Source organism: Entomomonas moraniae (assembly GCF_003991975.1).
In the GTDB taxonomy this organism is placed as follows: Bacteria; Pseudomonadota; Gammaproteobacteria; order Pseudomonadales; family Pseudomonadaceae; genus Entomomonas; species Entomomonas moraniae.
Genome location: NZ_CP029822.1, coordinates 1691978 through 1712319 on the forward strand (window position 1 = coordinate 1691978; position 20342 = coordinate 1712319).

The window sequence follows — 20342 nt, forward strand, 5'->3', positions numbered from 1 at the left end:
TATTATAAACTAGCTAAAGAATTTATATAGTTAGTTATCTCAGTCACATGATTAAAAATGAAAAAATGATTGCCTTTCATTTCAATAAACTTAACTGGTTGTTTATTTTCTTGTTGCCAAGCTTCTACAGACTCTTTCGTCATATGGTCTTGATCACCATAAAAAACAGTCATCGGTAAATCAAATATACTATCAGGCTTAATATAATGGTAGGTTTCAACAAGCTTAAAATCATTTCTAATAATTGGTTCAAAGTAAGCCTGTAACTCCCGATTTTCCAAAAGGGCCTTTGGTAATCCACCCATTGCATTTATCTCTGACCAAAAGGTTGTAGAGGGATAACCGTGTACTTGCCTCTCACGTTTAAAGCAGGGGGCATTACGTCCAGAGATAATGAGATGTTTAGGCAATGTTAAACCACTTTGCAATAATTTCTGAACGATCACATAGCTCAACAAACCACCCATACTATGTCCATAAATTATATAAGGTTTGGGAGCAAGTGGTTTAATTACCTGATTAATAAGATAATCAGCCAAGTGGTTGGCATCGCCTATCAGCGGTTGATTAGACAAGGCCCCCCTGCCGGGTAACTCAGGCATTAATACATCATATGTTGTTTGTAGATTACTCAACATATCCCGATAAGAATAAGCATTACCACCAGCGAAAGGCAATAATATAAGCGTTAGATTATCTTTACTGATCATTTATTCATCCATACTATTTATTAACCCGCGCAGTTTAAAGTGTGCGAACACGCTTGTAAATTACTGGCTCGTGAAGATGGATTTTTTTTCGCCTTTTTGAGAAAGGCCTGTATCAGTAATCAGCATAAACTCTAAGTCAATACTTCGCCCTTTTAACATATCGTTAGCTCTAAAAACAAACTGATCGGTTGAAAAAGGTGAAACCATCATGTCCAACTTAGTATCAGGTTTATATACTTTCCCAGCTGAAAGTAACTTAAGAGAAGAAAAGGAAGCATAATATGGTGTTGGATTATGACAAGTAAGGACTAATCTATCTTTATCTTTCATCAAGGTAAATTGTAAATTATCTTGAAGCGTATTTATTTTCTGACTTAAATTTTTAGGGCGATAAAATATCTTCATTTGTGTATTCATAGCGACCAATAATTTAGCTTCATCGGTTGCAGAAGCTCTATTATTTGTTGGCGGTATTTCATACAAGTTCAGCCAAAATACAGACTCTCTATCTTTAGGTAAACGTTGGTTTTTAAATACAACTCGTATACCTTTAACTTCACTTGCACCCATTTTAAAGACAGTAGGTAAAACAATGAAAGGGGCACTCGTTTTTTCAGGTGTATTATTAACATCCCCATTATCTATCCACGTTTGCACAAGAACGGGATAATTATTAGTATTAGCTAACATTAAACTACGTTCTGTCGCTCCTTCAGGAAAAATAAGTCTCGTCGTTTCAGCCATAATCCCTGCGAAAGACAATGTTGACACACCCATAATCAACCATAAAAATAGACAACATTGAGAATAGTTTCTATTTTTCATCCTATTATATATCTCCATTATTGTACTCTTACAAGCACATAGGCTGTCGCTTTAACTTTACCAGGAGTCACTCTTTGACCCGGAATTTTAGTTAATGTCGCTGTAAACTGTGTTGTATAAGTCGTGTAGCCATTTGCCATATTATTACTAACCTGTGCGCCCGCTGTTACAGGGTACCAACCAGAAGCTGGTGTTGCAGGACAACCGCTAGCAGTACAACTACTCCAACCAACAAAATTCATGGATAGTCCAGTTGTAGCATTAGACAACGCAATTCCCACCCCTTTAGCTGTATTAGGGCTACTGTCATAATCATCAGACAACAGGTATTTAACACCACCCTCACTATTAACCAAACCAAGCTTTTCAGCAGCAGCATAGGCCGAATAGGATGCCTGCAAACCTAAAAGAGTACTTCCTGAACTCACATTGGCTATTGCACTGTTATCACACTCAACAGTAACAGTAAAATCGTTACGAACGACATTGCCTTCATTTAAACTTGCTTCTGTTATTGTAGGGAACAACACAACAGGAGTCACATTTCTTGCAACACACGTACTTGTATAAGTAACGCTTGCCATCGGTGCTGCACCCATACTGATAGCATTCCACCCGCCTGCATTTTGACTTCCTCTATTATAAGCACTGTCTGAGCCATCTTGTTCACCAGGAATCCCTGGTCCAACAAATGTCACATATCCATTAGGTTGCATACAATTATAGATAGACGTCATGGTGGTTGATGCTAAATTACCACAAAGATTAGAAACAGAACCCGACTCAGGAGGTAAAGAACTTAGTTTAACAAGGTCGGCTTTAATTGGGCTAAAATCTTTAGCACGGATATTTATTTTATCACCAACTATCTCATAGTTTTTTAGAGGAATCGACTTCCAACTACGTGTAAAAACAGCACCTGAGTTTACATGAGTTAATCTAAGCCCTACATAAGGAAAATAGGTTGCAAAATAATTAGGATTACCATCTCTCTGTCCAAGATCATAAAAACCACCAACACGGTCATCACCACTGGTAGCTATTTGTTCATAAATTTTTCCGATATCAGAAACATCACATTGAAAAAGGACTTGATTAATATCACCAGTACCGACATTAAAAATAGAGGTACCCAAAGGAGCACCGACAGGCTGTAAAAAACTATTGGTAATATTAATACTGGCCAAGCGAGGACTAACAACTGAATTTGAAATAGGAGCGACACGCTGACATACAGCATGAGAGATATTGCAATAACCCGCCAGTAATACCAATATTATAGGACTAACTTGTTTATAATTTTTCATAGCATCCCTCTTCCAGCGCATTAAAATATAACACCCATTATTTAGTCACAAGTAGCTTTTAGCATAATAAGCGGTTGATCCAAATCTTGCCCTTTTAAATTATACGCTAAGTGGCACTGCTCTTCTGGAGTGTTACCCCATATTACAGTTAAACGATCTTCCTCTCGATCAGATCTTATGTAGATTTGTCCACCTTGTCCAACCATGCCCACTGACTCATTGTCTTCATTATAAACATCCGCCCCCATTGGCAAAATATCTGCCCCCTCAGGTCGTATTGCTGATATTAATATAGGATAGCCTTTAATCGTTCTAAATTTTATCTTAACATTCGCTCCTGCATAAGGAGCAAGGCGATACTGTCCTGATTGTAACTCAACATTTGTACTCATTCCCTCAGGATTTAAAGCAATATTATTATATCGATAGGGGGTGAGTGATGGAATAAGCGCATAACCAAATCGATCAATAGAGGCTCCTTGTCCTCCCATAATTGATGCACCAGATGCCCCATCAGCATCAATTAATGCAAATGTATCTCCAGCATAAGGACCTAGCGTTATCCCACCTCGATGTAAAACTACAGTCCCTTGCATAGAGACTGAATTTTGTGAATATGTCCTTGATTTTCCCGCTGATATGCCCAGTGTACCAACAGGTAATCTCGATTGTACTGTTCCATTCCATGTATTTGTATGATCTTTACTGTCTGTTGAATAATTCAAACTATAATTTAAGTTTTGCTTCTCTCCAACTGTTCCTGAAACAGTCGATTGATAAGAGGTTCCGCTAACATCACTATGACTAACACTATTACTAAAAGTAGGGGAATTTATTTCTTTACCCAAAGGAATGGATAATGAAAAAAGTGTTGTCGTTTCTTTTGTTCCTGAACTACCAGCTGCAGGATTATAATAACCTGGCATATTGCCTAAATAGTCATTATTGTCAGTAACAGCTCCCATTCTGCTACGATTAACAGCAATATTAAGAGAAACACCATTTGAAAAAACTTTTGTATAGCTTACTTGAAGCTGTTTATCTGGCTTGTGACTAGAGTAATAGTTTTTTATAGAACCTGAAAAGTAAAGAGTTCCAAACTTTCCGAAGCTTTGGTTAATCGATAGATCATATCTTGATCGTTGTTCTGATGAAGTAGAACGCCAGTTATCACTATTCTGTTTAAATGACTCTCTTATATCCAATACATCGCTCAGTTCTCTATAACCTGATCTTGAATAAAAATTACTTGAAGCCGTTAGTGAAGTATTTGTTGGAATAAATGTCTTATTATATGACAAGCGTATTTTTCGCCCAGACTCTGAACTTTGGGGTAAGCTTGCATTAGAAAAGGTCATATCAAGCCCAAGAGCACCAAACCACGAGGTATAAACACCACCCAGTAAAAATGACTGATAACTTTTTGCAACTTGAAAACCAGAGTTCAACGTGATGCTATTAGTGAGACCATGTCTATACACAACCTCAGTAAATGGATCATGGTCGCCGACATAACGAGACTTGCCCAATGTGATACTATAACGATGCGCACCCGCACGTAGTGAGTCAGGGACTGAAGAATAAGGCACGACAAAAGTGCTAACTGTTCCATCAGCCTCTTGAACAGAAACGTTTAAATCACCTGCGTAGTTAGTATTATAAAGATCATTAATTGAAAAGGGCCCAGGAGGAACTGTTGTCTCATAAATAATATTACCCCCTTGAGTCACAGTCACCTTTGCATTAGTTCTCGCTATCCCATAGATAGTGGGAGCATAACCTTGCTGAGAGTCTGGTAGCATTCTCTCATCACTTTTCAGTGACACACCCCTAAATGCCATCCCAGAAAAATAATCACCTGTTGTATATCCCTCCCCCATCAGTAATTCCCCGTTAATAGGGGTAATTGCTCTTTGTACATAACGGCTCGTTGTAACAAAATTATCTTCTGATCTACTTTGCTTCGTGTAAAAAGATTGCTGTCTATAGCGCCATAATCCAAGATTAAAACCACTATTCAAATTAATGTAAGTAGAGTCCATATTTTTATTAGTGGCACTGTTTTTATAACTTACATGGTATTGATTTGCCATGTAGTTAACAAAAAACATTGTCTCACCTGCATTTAGTTGCTCAGGTGGAACATAGCCTTTTGGAAAAACATTCATTAATGCTTGAGGAATAACAAGATCTAGCTTTAATTTAGAAAACTCGGTCTCACTTTTGGCACCCGTAATAACTTCGTCAGGAATAAGGCATTGTTTTTTATATTCTTCTGATGATGCTGCTGAATCGATACCCGTTATTGACTCAGGCTTTATACCAAACCGAATTAAATTATCATAAGAGAAACAGGGTAAGGCTTTACCCTGTTTAGACTTTACAAATTTGACATCAAGTTGCTCTAAAAAAGCATTATTTATAAATAAATCAATTTGATAAGTGCCAGGCTCTATATTATCTGCATCATTAAACTGATTAATACTACCAATATTATAGCGATTACCTCTTAGTAATGAATTATCAAAGAGATAATCATCAGTGTCAGCTAATACCTGCGCTGATAAAGAAATACACAATGCAAATAAACATAAACTAATAAAACTCAAACGCACTAATGTATACCAAAAAACGGAGTACACTAATAATACCCAAAAGTATATTTAATTTAATTTAACTTTATGAGCTTCAGCAATACCATAATCATTAATTAATTCATAATTTATAAATAAGCCATTTTGTTGCACTGATTTTGGCAATGACCATTTCCCTTTTGATTTAGGTGCAATCATTTGTGCCGTAGGGATAACCATTATAACACTATCTTGACCATCAACGATTTTTGCTTGTCCAAAACTTGCATGGTAAGCGCTATCATTTGTTACTTCTACTGAGTTACCAGAAAGACGAAAGCTCAAACTATCTGCTACCTTATCAGGGGAGCTTGTCAAACCATTAGGTCTATAAAATATTTTCAAGCGACTAGTAATGAGTAACGCAAGCTTATTTTTACCATCATCTGACTGTTTTAGTGATGGTATTTGTAAGAAATTAAAATAAAAGACAGACTCTCTATCTTTTGGTAAAGGCTTTTTACCTATATAAGTTAGGCGAACAACTTGACCTGACTTAGCAGAAACGCGAAACATTTGAGGTGTGGCAACAAAAGGTCCATCAGCTGTTTCAGCTGTAGAATCTGGAGTATTAATATCTGTCCACACTTGAATCATATAAGGCGCTTCATCAGGATTAGAAAACTGTACCATCCTTTCACGGGCACCTTCAGGGTAAATAATTCGATTTCCCGTAACCACAACAGAGGCATAACAGTTAATACTTAATAAAAGAAGTGTGATACAAACAAATTGATTAGTTTTTAGATATGTTAAAAATTTCATTTTATACACAGGAAGTCAGTATGACACACACAATGTCATAAGTTTATAAAAGCTTATAACCCTATTTAATAACATATAGAACTATAACAACTATGCTTAGTGTTAACAGCTCCTTCTGTTTTTATGTTATTAGTTGTTTTACTTCGCCATAAATTAGGCTGTAGTAACAAAGTTACTACAGCTTTTTTATAACTATTACAGTTATAAACGACTATTGGTAAACAATAGCGAATTGAGTACTAGCAAGTACGGTACCGGCAGTGGCAGGAGCTTCTGCATAGTAGCTAGCAGTGAATGGTAATGAAGCTGTACCTGTTCCAGAGATAGTAGCTGCATTAGAAACAACATCAGATGCGTTGAAGTTTAAAACTGAACCGCCTTCGTTAGCAACTTGGATAGATACACCAGTAGCTGTACCAGTATTTCCTAAGTTACCGCTAGCTTGAACATTATTACCAACGAATGTTGCTTTTGCACTTGTTAAATTAGTAGCACAGTTTTGTAATTCGATAGTGAAGTTTGTATCACCAGCAACAGCACCAGCAGTTGCAAGAGCAGTGTCTGCAACAGTTGGAAGTAATACTACTGGAGAAGTGCTTGCACCATTAATGCTTACTTGACAAGTTTGAGTAGTAACTTCACCCTTGAAGTTAATAGTGTTTGGAGTTTGTTGAGCAAAAGCTAAAGCTGGAACAAGACCTGCAGCAAGAATAACACCGGATACTAGTTTTTTCATTTGAATCTCCTAAAATTAAAAATAACAATTAAATCTATTAAATTACATAGGTTTAATATTGTTTACACTATTCCCTTAATTAGAACTAACATTAAATATCTGATGTATATCATGAATATCTAATATCTAATACAACTTTTACGACATGATAGATCTAGTGTACATATATTGTATCAGTAACTTAGACGAAAACGTACCGACTTAATAAATATTTTTTTATGACCTTAGTATAATATACATCAATAACCAAACCCTATAAATAATTTAATAAATTCATAGTCAATACATAAAACTATTTATTTTTAATTGTATACAATTAAAAATGAAGTGGAGGTAATAATGCTCCCAGGTACAACGCTATTTGCTGCCGCATAATATTTTACAACAAAAGGAATTGATCGTTTTCCTTCAGGATCTAAGCGCATATCGGACGAGTATACATTATCCTCCGAAGACTTTACTATTTTAAAACTCTTATCAGCGACTGCTAGTTGTAGCTCAATATTATTTGCTGTACCAGCTAGATTACTTATATTGGTTTTACTTGTTATAATTTCAGCTATATATCTTTCAGTGGCTTGCTGCTCTTTAGTACCACAATTCTTTATGCCCATTGAAAATATTGTATCGTCTGCTGTTTTCCCTAATTTAGATAAATGAGAAACGGTAGCTGCAGGTAATAAAACTACTGCCCCAGAGGTATTTCCATTTACGGCTATATCACATGTCTTTTGAACAACATGCCCAGAAAACCATACTGTTTCTGATAAACTAAGCAAAGGAAAAAGAACTCCAACAAGAAATAGAGTACAAGTAACAATTTTCATTAGGTCTCCTGAAAACCAAACAAACAATAAAGAACATCAAAATATCCTTGGTGGTTTTACAGTATTCCTTTGTCATTACATCGATACAAAACTTATAGTATTTAAAAGCACCCTTTTTTTATTTTTAGTAAATCAAATAACCCTCATACCATTCGTTAGTGAACCATTATATAGCTAAAATTTATAAAAAGGTTCATCATTAATCGAAAGTATAAGACACTACAGCCTATATTAAATATTCTGTTTAAAATATTTAATATGAAAAGCTAAAAAACAAAACTACAATATAAATAGCAATTGCTTTAGTTAGCATAAGTATGATGTGCATAACTGTAATTCACTCATCAAAGTAAATAGCCTGTATTATTAAATAAGTTCTCTGTTGTAGATGTTGAAGGAAACTCCGTGAAAAAAGATAATAATCAAACCAATGAAAATAAAGAAACTGCAAAAATAGAATCTTATACTCATCCTGCAGGCGGATGGGATGCGCTGAAGAGTGTTGCGAAAAATCTTCAACACCAAGAAACATTCGAAAAAGGCTCCATTACGCTCCTTGAGGTCAACCAACCTAAAGGATTCGATTGTCCCGGTTGTGCATGGCCGGATGATAAAACAAAAAAATTATTTAATTTCTGTGAAAACGGCGCTAAAGCTGTTGCATTTGAAACAACAAGTAAACGAGTTACTCCTCAATTCTTTGCAGAACATACGGTTAGATGCCTAGCTAAACAGACTGACTTTTATCTTGAAGATCTTGGACGTCTCACAGACCCTATGCGCTACGACGCGAAAACGGATAAATACATTCCTATATCTTGGGATGAAGCCTTTAAATTAATTGCCTATAATTTAAAAAACTTAGAAGATCCTAATCAAGCAGCATTTTATACTTCTGGGCGTACTAGCAATGAGGCATCATTTTTATACCAACTATTTGTTCGCCACTTTGGTACAAACAACTTTCCCGATTGTTCCAATATGTGTCATGAAACAACTAGTGTTGGACTAACGGACTCAATCGGTCTCGGAAAAGGGACCGTGACACTGGAAGATTTTGAAAAAGCAGATGCTATATTTAGCTTTGGACATAATCCTGGCACTAATCACCCACGTATGTTAGGAACTCTAAGAGAAGTCTCAAAACGTGGTGGTGCTATCATTGCAATAAACCCACTAAAAGAACGTGGTTTACAACGCTTTCAGGATCCACAAGCAGCTTTAGAAATGATGGCAAATAAAAGCACTGAAATCAGCCATTATTATTTCCAACCTAAAATAGGTGGAGACTACGCTATTCTCATCGGAATTATGAAGCATTTACATGAATGGGATATAGAAGCCACCTCAAAAGGTAATCCTCCAGTTTTCGATCGCGCATTCATCGTTCTAAACACTACCGGTTTTGAAGAAATGCTTGAGGAAATAGATAAAACTAGTTGGGCAGACATTCATAAATATGCTGGATTAGCACCTAAAGAACTAGAATCACTAGCAAAGCTTTACCGAAATGCCGAGCGAGCAATTTTTTGCTGGGGAATGGGGATTACTCAGCATAGACACGGCACAAACAATATCCATATGCTTGCAAACTTAATGCTTGCGCGAGGGCACGTTGGTCGCCCAGGTGCTGGACTATGCCCTGTTCGTGGACACAGCAACGTGCAAGGGAATAGAACCATGGGGATTCATGAAAAACCAAATGAATCCCTTCTCTCTAATCTTGATCGTGTTTTCAATATCAAATCACCGCGCCAACATGGTTTGGGGGTAGTTGATACAATTAAAGCAATGCATGAGGGAAAAGTTAAAGTATTTATTGGACTGGGTGGCAACTTTTCTATTGCGACACCTGATACAGAATATACTCATGAAGCATTACAACAGTGTAATTTAACTGTTCACATCACAACTAAACTCAATCGTAGCCATATTGTTCATGGTAAAGATGCACTCATCCTCCCATGTTTAGGCCGCACCGAAATTGATGAGCAACGCTATGGAACACAATCGATATCCGTAGAAGATTCAATGAGTAATGTTCACCTATCGACTGGTGTTAATAAACCTGCATCACATAATCTATTATCTGAACCCGATATTGTAGCAAGAATGGCAGAAGCGGTTTTCCCGGAAAGTCATATAAAATGGAAATGGTATATTGAAAGCTATGACCGTATTCGCGATAGCATCGCTGAAGTATTCGATCAATTTCATGATTTTAATGAGCGTGTCCACCAACCTGGAGGCTTCCATTTAGAACATCCTGCCAACCAACATGTTTGGAATACCCCCACGGGTAAAGCACAATTTTTAATTAAACCTTTACGAGAGGTCTATGAGGATAGAGAAAATCAATTTACTCAACAATACAATGAAGCGAAAACTTATACATTAATGACAACACGCTCTCATGACCAATATAACACAACTATTTATGGGTTAGATGACCGTTATAGAGGTGTTTTTGGTCAACGTCGCGTCCTTTTCATGAACCAAACAGATATTGATGAAGCGGGGCTTATTGCTGATCAATGGGTTGATATTGAAAGTATTTATTCTGATGGTGTGAAACGTGTTGTCAAAAGCTTCCGCATAGTCCCCTATGATATTCCACAAGGAAGCCTAGCGGCGTATTATCCTGAAACCAACCCATTGGTTGCATTAAGTAGCCACGACGAAAAAGCAAGAATCCCCGCATCTAAAACAGTACCTGTGATTCTTCATCTAGGTCAAGAACCTACTTTAGAAGAAATGGCTAGTTAACCATTCCAATCTATAGAGTTAGGATATCCTACCCTAACTCTACTATTTGCTTTTAAGTTTATTTAATTATCACTACTATAAAATATTGCATTTCTAAAATTATCGGTATATTATGCCAACCGAATTGGGTCGTTAGCTCAGTTGGTAGAGCAGTTGACTCTTAATCAATTGGTCATAGGTTCGAGCCCTATACGACCCACCATATCATAAGGGCTTTTTAGCCCTTTTTTATTTTCTTTTAAAATTCCAAAAACTTGATATTGTCTACAGGATAGACTTTGATTTTTCAAGCCACAGCAAGAAAATAACACTATACGTTATAATATATTTTTGGCATATATTCCTCTTTGTAAAATGTTAGTTTTATTCAGTCATAAAGAAAAAGCAATAAAATAAATAGAGGGAAGCATGCCCTATAACTAATTAAATAATAATTTCGCCTACTCTGTATTTTCTAACTTTTATCTTAGAGACTAAGCTTATTAAACAATACTAGGCATCTCCATATTGATTCCTAGTATTTTGCCCATACACTAATCATTTACAACTTCTTATTGAACTTAAACTTTAAACAATCTATTGAGCCCGTCGAATGCTGCAACACGGTAAGCTTCTGCCATTGTTGGGTAGTTAAAAGTAGTGTTTATAAAATAACGGATATTATTTTGCTCACCCGGTTGATTCATAATCGCTTGTCCAATATGGACAATTTCTGATGCTTGATAACCAAAACAATGAACACCTAAAATAGCTAGGGTTTCGCGATGAAATAATATCTTTAATACGCCGGCCGTTTGATTAGAAATTTGGGCACGTGCCATGCTTTTAAAGAAGGCCTTACCTACCTCATAAGGAACTTTGTCTTTGGTAAGCTCTTGTTCGGTTCTTCCTACACAACTAATTTCAGGAATAGTATAAATACCTGTTGCGACATCGTTTACATAACGTCCTGAACCATCCTCTGCAATATTAGCAGAGGCAGATCGACCTTGATCATAAGCTGCACTGGCTAAGCTCGGCCAACCAATCACATCCCCTGCTCCGTAAATATGGGAAATTTCTGTTCTATAATTTTGATCAACATGAATTTGACCCCGGTTATTAGCTTTAAGGCCAATGGTTTCTAGCCCCAAACCATCAGTATTCCCTGTCCGCCCATTACTCCATAACAATGCATCAGCTTTTATTTTTTTACCTGACTTAAGGTGTAAAATTACACCATGATCAATACCTTCAATACTTTCATATTCTTCATTATGGCGAATCATGATATTTGAATTACTAAAATGGTAGCTTAATGAATCAGATATTTCTTCATCAAGAAAGCTTAATAACCTATCGCGATTATCAATAAGATCAACCAATACACCTAGCCCACTGAAAATAGAGGCATACTCACATCCAATAACGCCTGCGCCATAAATAATTAAACGTTTTGGCGTATGGCAAAGATTTAAGATAGTATCACTGTCATAAATACGAGGATGATTAAAATCCACATTTGCAGGACGGTAAGGACGAGAACCTGTTGCAATAATAATTTCTTTTGCAATGAGTCGCTCAGTAGACCCAGAGTTACACGAAACTTCTACCGTATGATCATCAATAAAACGTCCTTGCCCAAAAAATACGCTGATACGGTTACGGACATAATAACCTGTTCGAGAGCTTACTTGACGATCAATGATTTGCTGGGCATTTTTTAATACATCAGGAAAAGAAAACCATTTTGGTTCACCAATTGAACGAAACATAGGGTTAGTATTAAAATCCATAATTTGCATTACTTCGTGACGCAATGCTTTAGAAGGGATAGTACCTAAGTGCGTACAGTTCCCTCCTACTACCCCTCTATTTTCGATCATTGCTACTCTTTTACCTGTTTTACAAGCATTAATAGCAGCACCTTCGCCAGCGGGACCAGAACCTATTACGACAACGTCAAAATTATGAATCATGCTTTTTCCTTTATTATTTACTGCAAACTTTTCATTATTGTAAGTGTAATGACAATAAAAGCTATTTTTAAAAACAAATTATTTTTTTGCTCATCCAGTCAATATGATAAGTAGCTATTATTATAAAGCATGAAACAATATTTATTGATTATTTTTGCATCATTTTTTTACGTGCATCCCTGCTAGACAAATAGCAATACCCTCAAGATGCACTAACTCAGCCGTTGCTAAATAAGAGGCGGCCATTAACTCACCCTCTGTCAACAACCCAACTAGCCTCCCTAACAGTGGTTGATGGCTTACGATAAGAATGTTTTTACTTTCATAAGGTTCCAATCGTTTTATGACTTGCTTAGGGTTATCATCAGGAGTTATCCAGTCTACCTGTACAACTTCGCCTTGATAACCTATTTCTTCACATACAAGTTGTGCTGTTTGTAATGCACGAGCATAAGGACTGTGTAATACAATATCTAGTGGTACTTTTTGGAGTGTTTGAGCTGTTTTCAACACTTCTTGTACACCTGTTCTTGTCAGATTGCGAGCAATATCACTCGTTTGTATTGGCTCGGCTTCACCATGTCTTAACAACCAAAGATTCATTACTAGCTCTCCTTCACCTTATTTGTATAATCATTTTATATAAACTATGATAGGAGATATAGCTTAAACGTAAGATTATTTATTCAGGTGGCGTTTATGATTCCTTTTTCAATATTAGATCTATGCCCTATTTTACAAAACAATACGATTGCTCAAGCATTCAAAGACTGTGTAACTCTGTCGCAACTCGCCGAAAAATTAGACTTTAAGAGATACTGGATTGCCGAACATCATAATATGCCCGGCATTGCTAGCGCGGCTACATCTTTAGTGATTTCTCATATAGCAAATGCAACCAAACATATACGTATTGGCTCAGGTGGTATCATGCTACCTAACCATTCGCCACTTGTTATTGCCGAACAGTTTGGTACATTAGCAACACTTTACGGAGACAGAATTGACTTAGGTATTGGCCGTGCACCGGGAACAGACCCTTTAACAGCTAATGCACTGAGACGTCATTCAGATATAGACTTTGATAGTTTTCCTGATGATGTAGTTGAACTACAGGCTTTATTATCCCCAAAACAACCTAATCAAAAGCTAATAGCTATTCCAGGAGAAGGTACACAAGTTCCTATTTGGCTATTAGGCTCAAGCCTTTACAGCGCTGGTCTTGCTGCACATTTAGGAAGGCCTTATGCTTTTGCTTCACACTTTACAGCCGATTACTTATTAAAAGCATTAGCCCTTTACAAAAAACAATTTCGCCCCACTCACAAACAAGTAGAACCCTATAGTATGGCAGGTGTTGTAGTCATCGTGGCGGATACTGATGATGAAGCTCACTACTTGTTTTCCTCAATGGTACAACAAACGGCTGCTATCCATAAAGGGAACTCTATTCCTTTACCACCACCTAATAAAGACTTTTTAATTACCAACATAGAGTCTTCAAGCGTTACACACTCACTTTCTGAGGCAATTATTGGCTCACCTAATACAGTAAGGCAAAAACTCCAAGACTTTATTCAAAAAACTAAAGTCGATGAACTAATGGTAACCTCACGAATTTATGATGAAACAGCACGACTGAACTCTTTTACAAAAATTGCTGAAATTAGAAAGTCTCTATAAAAGAACTTGATGATACGAATCAACCTTAAATAAGTAAAATAGTACTTATTTTAATTTTATGATGTCGTTTTTATTAACTTTCTGACATAATATTGGACTAACTTAACTCCTGTGAATTTAGTAATGTCAGAAATTTTTCAAAATACTAGTGCTTGGCTATTGGTTGGTCTCTTTTTTGCTCTTCTTTTTGTATTATTTTTTGAGTTTATTAATGGTTTCCATGACACAGCAAATGCTGTCGCCACAGTAATCTATACAAATTCAATGCCTGCTAAAACTGCCGTTCTTATGTCAGGAGTATTTAATTTTTTAGGTGTTCTACTTGGCGGTGTCGGCGTAGCTTATACGATTGTACATCTCTTGCCAGTAGAATTATTAGTTGACTCGCACCATGGCCTAATCATGGTTTTCTCTATTGTGGCCTCAGCCATTGCTTGGAATTTGGGCACATGGTATTTTGGTATTCCTGCCTCTAGTTCTCACGCACTCATCGGTTCTATTCTAGGCGTGGCATTAGCCAATGCGATTATTAAAAATATTCCTATTGCCCAAGGTGTTAATTGGCAAAAAACCATTGATATTGCCCTTTCACTCTTAGTATCCCCTGTGGTTGGCTTTGTATTAGCAGGTTTATTTTTAATTATTTTAAAAATGCGTTTCCCTAAGTCCAAAATGCATCAAACCCCTGAAAAACGTAAAGAGAAAAAAGATAAGAAGAAACCACCTTTCTGGAATCGTGTGGTGCTTATTTTATCAGCAATGGGGGTTAGTTTTGTTCATGGTTCAAATGATGGACAAAAAGGTATTGGTTTGGTCATGTTAGTTCTTATCAGTTTTTTACCCCAATCCTTTGTACTTGATTTAAACAGCTCGATTTACCAAATAGAAAAAACCCGTGATGCTGCTAAACATTTACAATCATTATTTGTTTCAAATCAAGAAAAATTGGCACCGCAGATTAATTTAAATATTAAAAAAATTTCACTCGATAATGATTTTGTTTGCTCGCCCGATATGACAGGTACCATATTTAATGAGTTAATAAAAACATTAGGATCAGTCAAAGATTATCAAGCACTAAAAAATGAAGACCGCATTTTAATACGTCACTATATTCTCTGCATTGACGATGTAGCAAAAAATATTACTAAGGCAACTATTTTATCAGAAGAAGATAATGCAAATGTTACGCGCCTACGTAATGACTTAAAATCGACAACCGAATATGCACCAATATGGGTAATTTTTGCTGTAGCCTTAGCCTTGGGTGTCGGTACAATGGTAGGCTGGAGACGTGTAGTCTTAACCGTAGGCGAAAAAATTGGCAAACAGGGCATGACCTATGCACAAGGTATGTGTGCCCAAATAACAACAATTATAGCTATTGCCGCCGCTAATCTATTTAGTTTACCTGTCTCGACAACGCACATTTTATCTTCTGGTGTTGCTGGAACCATGGTGGCGAATAAATCAGGCTTACAAAAAGCAACTGTTATTAATATAATATTGGCTTGGGTACTGACATTACCTGCTGTTATACTGATGGGAGCATTATTTTTTTGGATCAGTTCACTTTTCATATGACAGCACTCTAAATTATATTTTCTTGTCATTTTGAGATAAATAACAGAGAACGAGCTTTACTTTGAAACAAATAACAGAAGAAGATTCTATACTTTCTTTAGAATTTTGGCGTAAGCAAATTATTAAACGATCTTTTGAAGCATTATTAATTACTTTAATGCTAATGGGGACTTATTGGCTTTTAACAATCGTAAGTTTCAGTATAAATGACCCTACCTTTAATAAAACCGTTAGCCATATGGATATTGAAAATTTAGGCGGATTATTAGGTACAAAAGTATCAAGCCTTTCTTTCTTCTTAACGGGTTACATGGCTTATTTACTACCTATTCTACTTATTATAAAATCAGCTCAAGTATTTTATCATCGTAAATCAATTGATATAAAAAACTTTTGGCTGATTGGCTTCCGTGCATTTGGACTCATCCTTATCATTATCAGCGGTTGTACCCTTGGACACTTACATTTTGCTACCAACAGCATTCTACAATCGGTAGGTATCTCTAGTGGGATGGGGATTGGCGGCGGCGGCATCATTGGCTACGCAATACGTCATGTATTCTTATCATTCTCTAGTCAAATACTGACCATTGTCTCTTTACTGCTATTTTGTACTAGCCTCACAGTATTTTTAAAATTTTCATGGGCTAAACTTGCAGACTGGGTTGGTTACTATACCATCATCAGCTATGAACGTTTATCAGAAAAACTAAACCATCTATGGCAAGAATATACTGAGAAAAGACAAGTAAAACAGCAGCTACGTGATGTAGATGACCATATTAATGACATTATCTCAATCTCACCTGTGTCTTTAGATGAAGAAGAAAAAGAGAAAGTAAAAGAAAACTTCATTAAGCGTCAAGCATCATTGGCTAGCTACATGAGCAAAAAAGAAGAGCGCCCAGCAGTTAAAGTAAATAGACCTACTATTATTAAAACGGCAGAACCTAGTAAACGGGTATTAAAAGAAAAACAGACGCCTCTTTTTGAAGATACCAATGATCCACTCCCCCCATTTTCCTTGTTAGATCCACCTGAGAAAAAACCACAGAGCTATTCTGCAGAATCACTTGATGCAATGTCTCGCTTACTTGAAATCAAACTTAAAGAGTTCGGGGTTGAAGTGACGGTAGTTGATGTACACCCTGGCCCTGTGATTACACGCTTTGAAATAGAATTAGCGCCAGGACTTAAAGTAAGCCGAATTTCTAACTTAGCAAAAGATTTAGCACGTTCTCTTGCTGTCTTAAGTGTTCGCGTGGTTGAGGTTATTCCGGGAAAAACAACAGTAGGAATTGAAGTCCCGAATGAAGACCGGCAAATTGTTTATTTTTCTGAAGTCATTACTTCTGAAGCCTATGACCAACAAAAGTCTGCGGTCACTTTAGCACTTGGTCAAGATATTGGTGGTAACCCTGTTATTACAGACTTAGCTAAAATGCCCCACCTGCTCGTGGCAGGAACCACAGGTTCTGGTAAATCGGTAGGTGTTAACTCCATGATTTTATCTATTTTGTTCAAATCAACACCAGAACAAGCTAGATTAATTATGATAGACCCTAAGATGCTTGAACTTTCTATTTATGAGGGTATTCCTCACCTCCTCTGCCCTGTTGTGACAGACATGAAAGAAGCAGCTAATGCTTTACGTTGGTGTGTTGCGGAGATGGAACGACGCTATAAGCTCATGGCGAAAATGGGTGTACGTAACCTAACCGGCTTTAATCGTAAAATAAAAGAAGCAATGGAAGCAGGCGAAGGTATTGAAGATCCACTCTACAAAAAAGAGTCTGAAGATGATGAGCCTCCTTTGCTAGAAGCCTTACCAATCATCGTAGTGGTTGTTGACGAATTCGCTGATATGATGATGATTGTGGGTAAAAAAGTTGAAGAATTAATTGCTCGTATTGCTCAAAAAGCGAGAGCGGCAGGTATTCATCTTATTTTAGCAACACAACGCCCTTCTGTAGATGTAATCACAGGCCTTATCAAAGCCAATATCCCTACTCGTATGGCTTTCCAAGTATCGAGCAAAATAGACTCCCGTACCATTCTTGACCAAGGTGGTGCAGAACAGCTGTTAGGGCATGGTGATATGCTCTACTTACCTCCGGGTACAGGGCTTCCTGTTCGTGTTCATGGTGCATTTGTGTCAGACGATGAAGTCCACCGTGTCGTCGATGCATGGAAGCAACGTGGCGAACCTAATTATGAAGAAGCGATTCTAAATGGTATCGAAGAAGGCGGTAATTCATCTGAATCTAATAGCGATGGAGGCTCTAGTGAAGATGATGATCCTTTATATGATGAAGCTGTACGTTTTGTTACAGAATCAAGACGCGCATCTATTTCATCTGTCCAAAGAAAGCTTAAAATAGGCTACAATCGTGCTGCTCGGATGATCGAAGCAATGGAAGATGCAGGTGTTGTTACTGCAATGAGTTCAAATGGCTCGCGTGAGGTTTTAGCTCCTCCGCCAGTTCGTGATTAAAGGTAAAACTATCAATGAGAACATTACGTACTTTTTTTATTACTGCTATTACCTCTTTATTACTTGTTAATACAGCAATAGCAGCTAGTAATGATCAACAAGCAACAAGCCAACTGTCTAAGCTACTCGACCAATCACAAAGCATGACAGGTAACTTCACACAAGTCACCCTTGATGCAACAGGAACGCGTCTACAAGAAACAAAAGGTGAGCTCGCGCTAAAAAGACCAGGACTATTTCGTTGGCACACGGCTGCACCACAAGAACAATTACTCATTTCAGATAACCAAAAACTTTGGTTATATGACCCTGACTTAATGCAGCTAACTATCCAAAAAATGGATCAACGTATGAGCCATACACCTGCGTTGTTATTATCAGGTAATGTTGCTGAAATTCAAAAGAACTTTACCATCAACGCAAAGACTAACGGTAAGCTACAAACCTTTATCTTAACCCCAAAAGACAAGGATAGCTTATTCAATAGCCTTACCTTGACATTCAATGGTAATACAATTAACAGCATGCAATTAATTGATAATGTTGGTCAAAAAACAAATATTGCATTTAAAGATATTAAAATGAATGCACCCGTTGCTGCTAGCCTTTTTAAATTTGTCCCCCCACAAGGAACAGATATCATCGAAGAATAAAAATGGATCTATTTGCGAATGCTACCTCCCCTGTTCAGCCATTGGCAGCCCGACTAAGAGCAACTAATTTAGATGAATATGTTGGGCAAGAGCATTTGCTTGCACAAGGAAAGCCACTAAGAGAAGCCCTTGAAAGTGGTGCACTCCACTCCATGATTTTTTGGGGGCCGCCTGGGGTAGGTAAAACAACCTTAGCTAAATTACTGGCTAATTTATCCAATGCCCACTTTGAAACCCTTTCAGCCGTTTTATCAGGCGTAAAAGAAATTCGCCAAGCAGTCGAAATTGCTAAACAACAATTAGCTTATGGCAAACCAACATTACTTTTTGTTGATGAGGTTCATCGTTTTAATAAAAGCCAGCAAGATGCATTCTTACCTTACATTGAAGACGGCACATTTATATTTATTGGTGCCACAACTGAAAACCCTTCATTTGAGCTAAATAATGCACTCTTATCAAGAGCACGTGTTTATGTGTTAAAAGCCTTAGATGAACAAGCATTAAAAAAACTGGTTCATAGAGCACTGACAGAAGAAAAAGGCTTAGGTAGCAGACAACTTGAGCTTCCCGAACAAAGCTTACAACTTTTATTAGCTGCTGCTGATGGAGATGGCCGTCGGCTACTTAATCTATTAGAAAATGCATCTGACTTAGTCGATGACAAGGGAGTAATCACTCCCCACTTACTACAAGATCTATTAAGTAACAGTCTTCGTCGATTCGATAAAGGTGGAGAGGCTTTTTATGACCAAATATCTGCACTGCACAAATCGGTAAGAGGCTCCAATCCTAATGCATCTATTTATTGGTTATGCCGTATGTTAGATGGCGGCTGTGATCCCCTTTACTTAGCACGTCGTATTGTCAGAATGGCAAGCGAAGATATTGGTAATGCTGACCCAAGAGCGTTAAACCTATGTTTAGCCGCATGGGAAGTACAAGAGCGACTAGGTAGCCCAGAGGGCGAATTAGCGCTAGCACAAGCAGTTATTTATCTAGCTTCTGCCCCTAAGAGTAACGCTGTCTATATGGCTTATAACGAAGCCAAGCGTGCTGTTAAAGAGCATGCCTCGCTAGAAGTCCCTTTGCACCTTAGAAATGCTCCCACTAAACTGATGACAGAGTTAGGTTATGGCGAAGAGTATCGTTATGCACATGATGAACCAGATGCTTATGCAGCAGGAGAGGACTATTTTCCTGAAGAACTAGAACCACAGGAGTTTTATCGTCCGACGCCACGAGGACTTGAGGCAAAGATAAAAGAAAAACTAACTCATTTAAAACAACTCGATCAACAGAGCCCTATTAAACGTCGTAAATAAAAGTTAAAGAATTCTGTTCCAAATATCTAAAACAAATAAAGCCTCATTAAGAGGCTTTATTATAATAGAATTACTT

The 20342-nt window shown here is 37.2% G+C and carries 15 protein-coding genes and 1 tRNA gene; 7 read left to right on the plus strand and 9 right to left on the minus strand.

The annotated features are described in order from the left end of the window. Positions 1 to 2: 2 nt before the first annotated feature. The 7 genes from DM558_RS08095 to DM558_RS08125 form a co-directional block, all read right to left on the minus strand. Positions 3 to 710 (minus strand): thioesterase II family protein, encoded by a 708-nt coding sequence (locus tag DM558_RS08095; RefSeq protein WP_127163347.1) that lies wholly within the window; start codon positions 708 to 710, stop codon positions 3 to 5. Between the two features lie 60 nt (positions 711 to 770). After that, entirely contained in the window at positions 771 to 1535 is a 765-nt protein-coding gene (locus DM558_RS08100) for a fimbrial biogenesis chaperone (protein WP_164731426.1), read from the minus strand. Between the two features lie 17 nt (positions 1536 to 1552). Then, a complete protein-coding gene (locus tag DM558_RS08105; RefSeq protein ID WP_164731427.1) occupies positions 1553 to 2842 on the minus strand; it encodes a fimbrial protein in 1290 nt (429 codons plus the stop codon). Positions 2843 to 2883: 41 nt separating this feature from the next. Then, a complete protein-coding gene (locus tag DM558_RS08110) occupies positions 2884 to 5484 on the minus strand; it encodes a fimbria/pilus outer membrane usher protein (protein WP_127163353.1) in 2601 nt (866 codons plus the stop codon). A 21-nt stretch (positions 5485 to 5505) separates the two neighbouring features. After that, positions 5506 to 6240, minus strand: a complete 735-nt coding sequence (locus tag DM558_RS08115; protein WP_127163355.1) for a fimbrial biogenesis chaperone — start codon at positions 6238 to 6240, stop codon at positions 5506 to 5508. Positions 6241 to 6451: 211 nt separating this feature from the next. Then, on the minus strand, positions 6452 to 6976 hold the full coding sequence (locus DM558_RS08120) for a fimbrial protein (protein WP_127163357.1): 525 nt from the start codon (positions 6974 to 6976) through the stop codon (positions 6452 to 6454). 302 nt (positions 6977 to 7278) lie between these two features. Next, positions 7279 to 7803 (minus strand): fimbrial protein, encoded by a 525-nt coding sequence (locus tag DM558_RS08125; RefSeq protein WP_127163358.1) that lies wholly within the window; start codon positions 7801 to 7803, stop codon positions 7279 to 7281. Between the two features lie 405 nt (positions 7804 to 8208). Here DM558_RS08125 and DM558_RS08130 point away from each other — a divergent pair, with 405 nt between their 5' ends. Beyond that, the gene (locus tag DM558_RS08130; RefSeq protein ID WP_127163360.1) at positions 8209 to 10569 is read left to right on the plus strand and encodes an FdhF/YdeP family oxidoreductase; all 2361 of its coding nucleotides are present in this window, start codon (positions 8209 to 8211) and stop codon (positions 10567 to 10569) included. Positions 10570 to 10695: 126 nt separating this feature from the next. Next, a tRNA-Lys gene (locus tag DM558_RS08135) sits at positions 10696 to 10771 on the plus strand. Positions 10772 to 11129: 358 nt separating this feature from the next. Here DM558_RS08135 and sthA read toward each other — a convergent pair. Further along, positions 11130 to 12527 carry a Si-specific NAD(P)(+) transhydrogenase gene (sthA, locus tag DM558_RS08140; RefSeq protein WP_127163362.1) on the minus strand — a complete coding sequence of 466 codons (1398 nt, stop codon included), beginning with the start codon at positions 12525 to 12527 and terminating at the stop codon, positions 11130 to 11132. Positions 12528 to 12686: 159 nt separating this feature from the next. Further along, positions 12687 to 13130: a phosphohistidine phosphatase SixA gene (gene sixA, locus DM558_RS08145; protein WP_127163364.1), complete on the minus strand. Its 444-nt coding sequence runs from the start codon at positions 13128 to 13130 to the stop codon at positions 12687 to 12689. A 96-nt stretch (positions 13131 to 13226) separates the two neighbouring features. On the opposite strand from sixA, the gene DM558_RS08150 reads away from it, so the two are divergent. The 5 genes from DM558_RS08150 (at position 13227) to DM558_RS08170 (ending at position 20266) form a co-directional block, all read left to right on the plus strand. Beyond that, positions 13227 to 14210, plus strand: a complete 984-nt coding sequence (locus tag DM558_RS08150) for an LLM class flavin-dependent oxidoreductase (protein WP_127163366.1) — start codon at positions 13227 to 13229, stop codon at positions 14208 to 14210. A 123-nt stretch (positions 14211 to 14333) separates the two neighbouring features. Next, on the plus strand, positions 14334 to 15794 hold the full coding sequence (locus tag DM558_RS08155; protein ID WP_127163367.1) for an inorganic phosphate transporter: 1461 nt from the start codon (positions 14334 to 14336) through the stop codon (positions 15792 to 15794). Between the two features lie 61 nt (positions 15795 to 15855). Further along, a complete protein-coding gene (locus DM558_RS08160) occupies positions 15856 to 18288 on the plus strand; it encodes a DNA translocase FtsK (protein WP_228411715.1) in 2433 nt (810 codons plus the stop codon). A 14-nt stretch (positions 18289 to 18302) separates the two neighbouring features. Further along, positions 18303 to 18941, plus strand: coding sequence for an outer membrane lipoprotein chaperone LolA (lolA, locus tag DM558_RS08165; protein WP_127163369.1), 639 nt, complete (start codon positions 18303 to 18305; stop codon positions 18939 to 18941). 2 nt (positions 18942 to 18943) lie between these two features. Beyond that, the gene (locus tag DM558_RS08170) at positions 18944 to 20266 is read left to right on the plus strand and encodes a replication-associated recombination protein A (RefSeq protein ID WP_127163371.1); all 1323 of its coding nucleotides are present in this window, start codon (positions 18944 to 18946) and stop codon (positions 20264 to 20266) included. Positions 20267 to 20342: the final 76 nt, after the last annotated feature.

Bases quoted from the DNA above. Each gene is read 5' to 3' on its own strand.
- sthA (WP_127163362.1), bottom strand. From the start codon at position 12,527: ATGATTCATAATTTTGACGTTGTCGTAATAGGTTCTGGTCCCGCTGGC.
- DM558_RS08150 (WP_127163366.1), top strand. From the start codon at position 13,227: ATGATTCCTTTTTCAATATTAGATCTATGCCCTATTTTACAAAACAAT.
- DM558_RS08155 (WP_127163367.1), top strand. From the start codon at position 14,334: ATGTCAGAAATTTTTCAAAATACTAGTGCTTGGCTATTGGTTGGTCTC.
- sixA (WP_127163364.1), bottom strand. From the start codon at position 13,130: ATGAATCTTTGGTTGTTAAGACATGGTGAAGCCGAGCCAATACAAACG.
- DM558_RS08115 (WP_127163355.1), bottom strand. From the start codon at position 6,240: ATGAAATTTTTAACATATCTAAAAACTAATCAATTTGTTTGTATCACA.
- DM558_RS08125 (WP_127163358.1), bottom strand. From the start codon at position 7,803: ATGAAAATTGTTACTTGTACTCTATTTCTTGTTGGAGTTCTTTTTCCT.
- DM558_RS08100 (WP_164731426.1), bottom strand. From the start codon at position 1,535: ATGAAAAATAGAAACTATTCTCAATGTTGTCTATTTTTATGGTTGATT.
- lolA (WP_127163369.1), top strand. From the start codon at position 18,303: ATGAGAACATTACGTACTTTTTTTATTACTGCTATTACCTCTTTATTA.
- DM558_RS08105 (WP_164731427.1), bottom strand. From the start codon at position 2,842: ATGAAAAATTATAAACAAGTTAGTCCTATAATATTGGTATTACTGGCG.
- DM558_RS08120 (WP_127163357.1), bottom strand. From the start codon at position 6,976: ATGAAAAAACTAGTATCCGGTGTTATTCTTGCTGCAGGTCTTGTTCCA.
- DM558_RS08170 (WP_127163371.1), top strand. From the start codon at position 18,944: ATGGATCTATTTGCGAATGCTACCTCCCCTGTTCAGCCATTGGCAGCC.
- DM558_RS08095 (WP_127163347.1), bottom strand. From the start codon at position 710: ATGATCAGTAAAGATAATCTAACGCTTATATTATTGCCTTTCGCTGGT.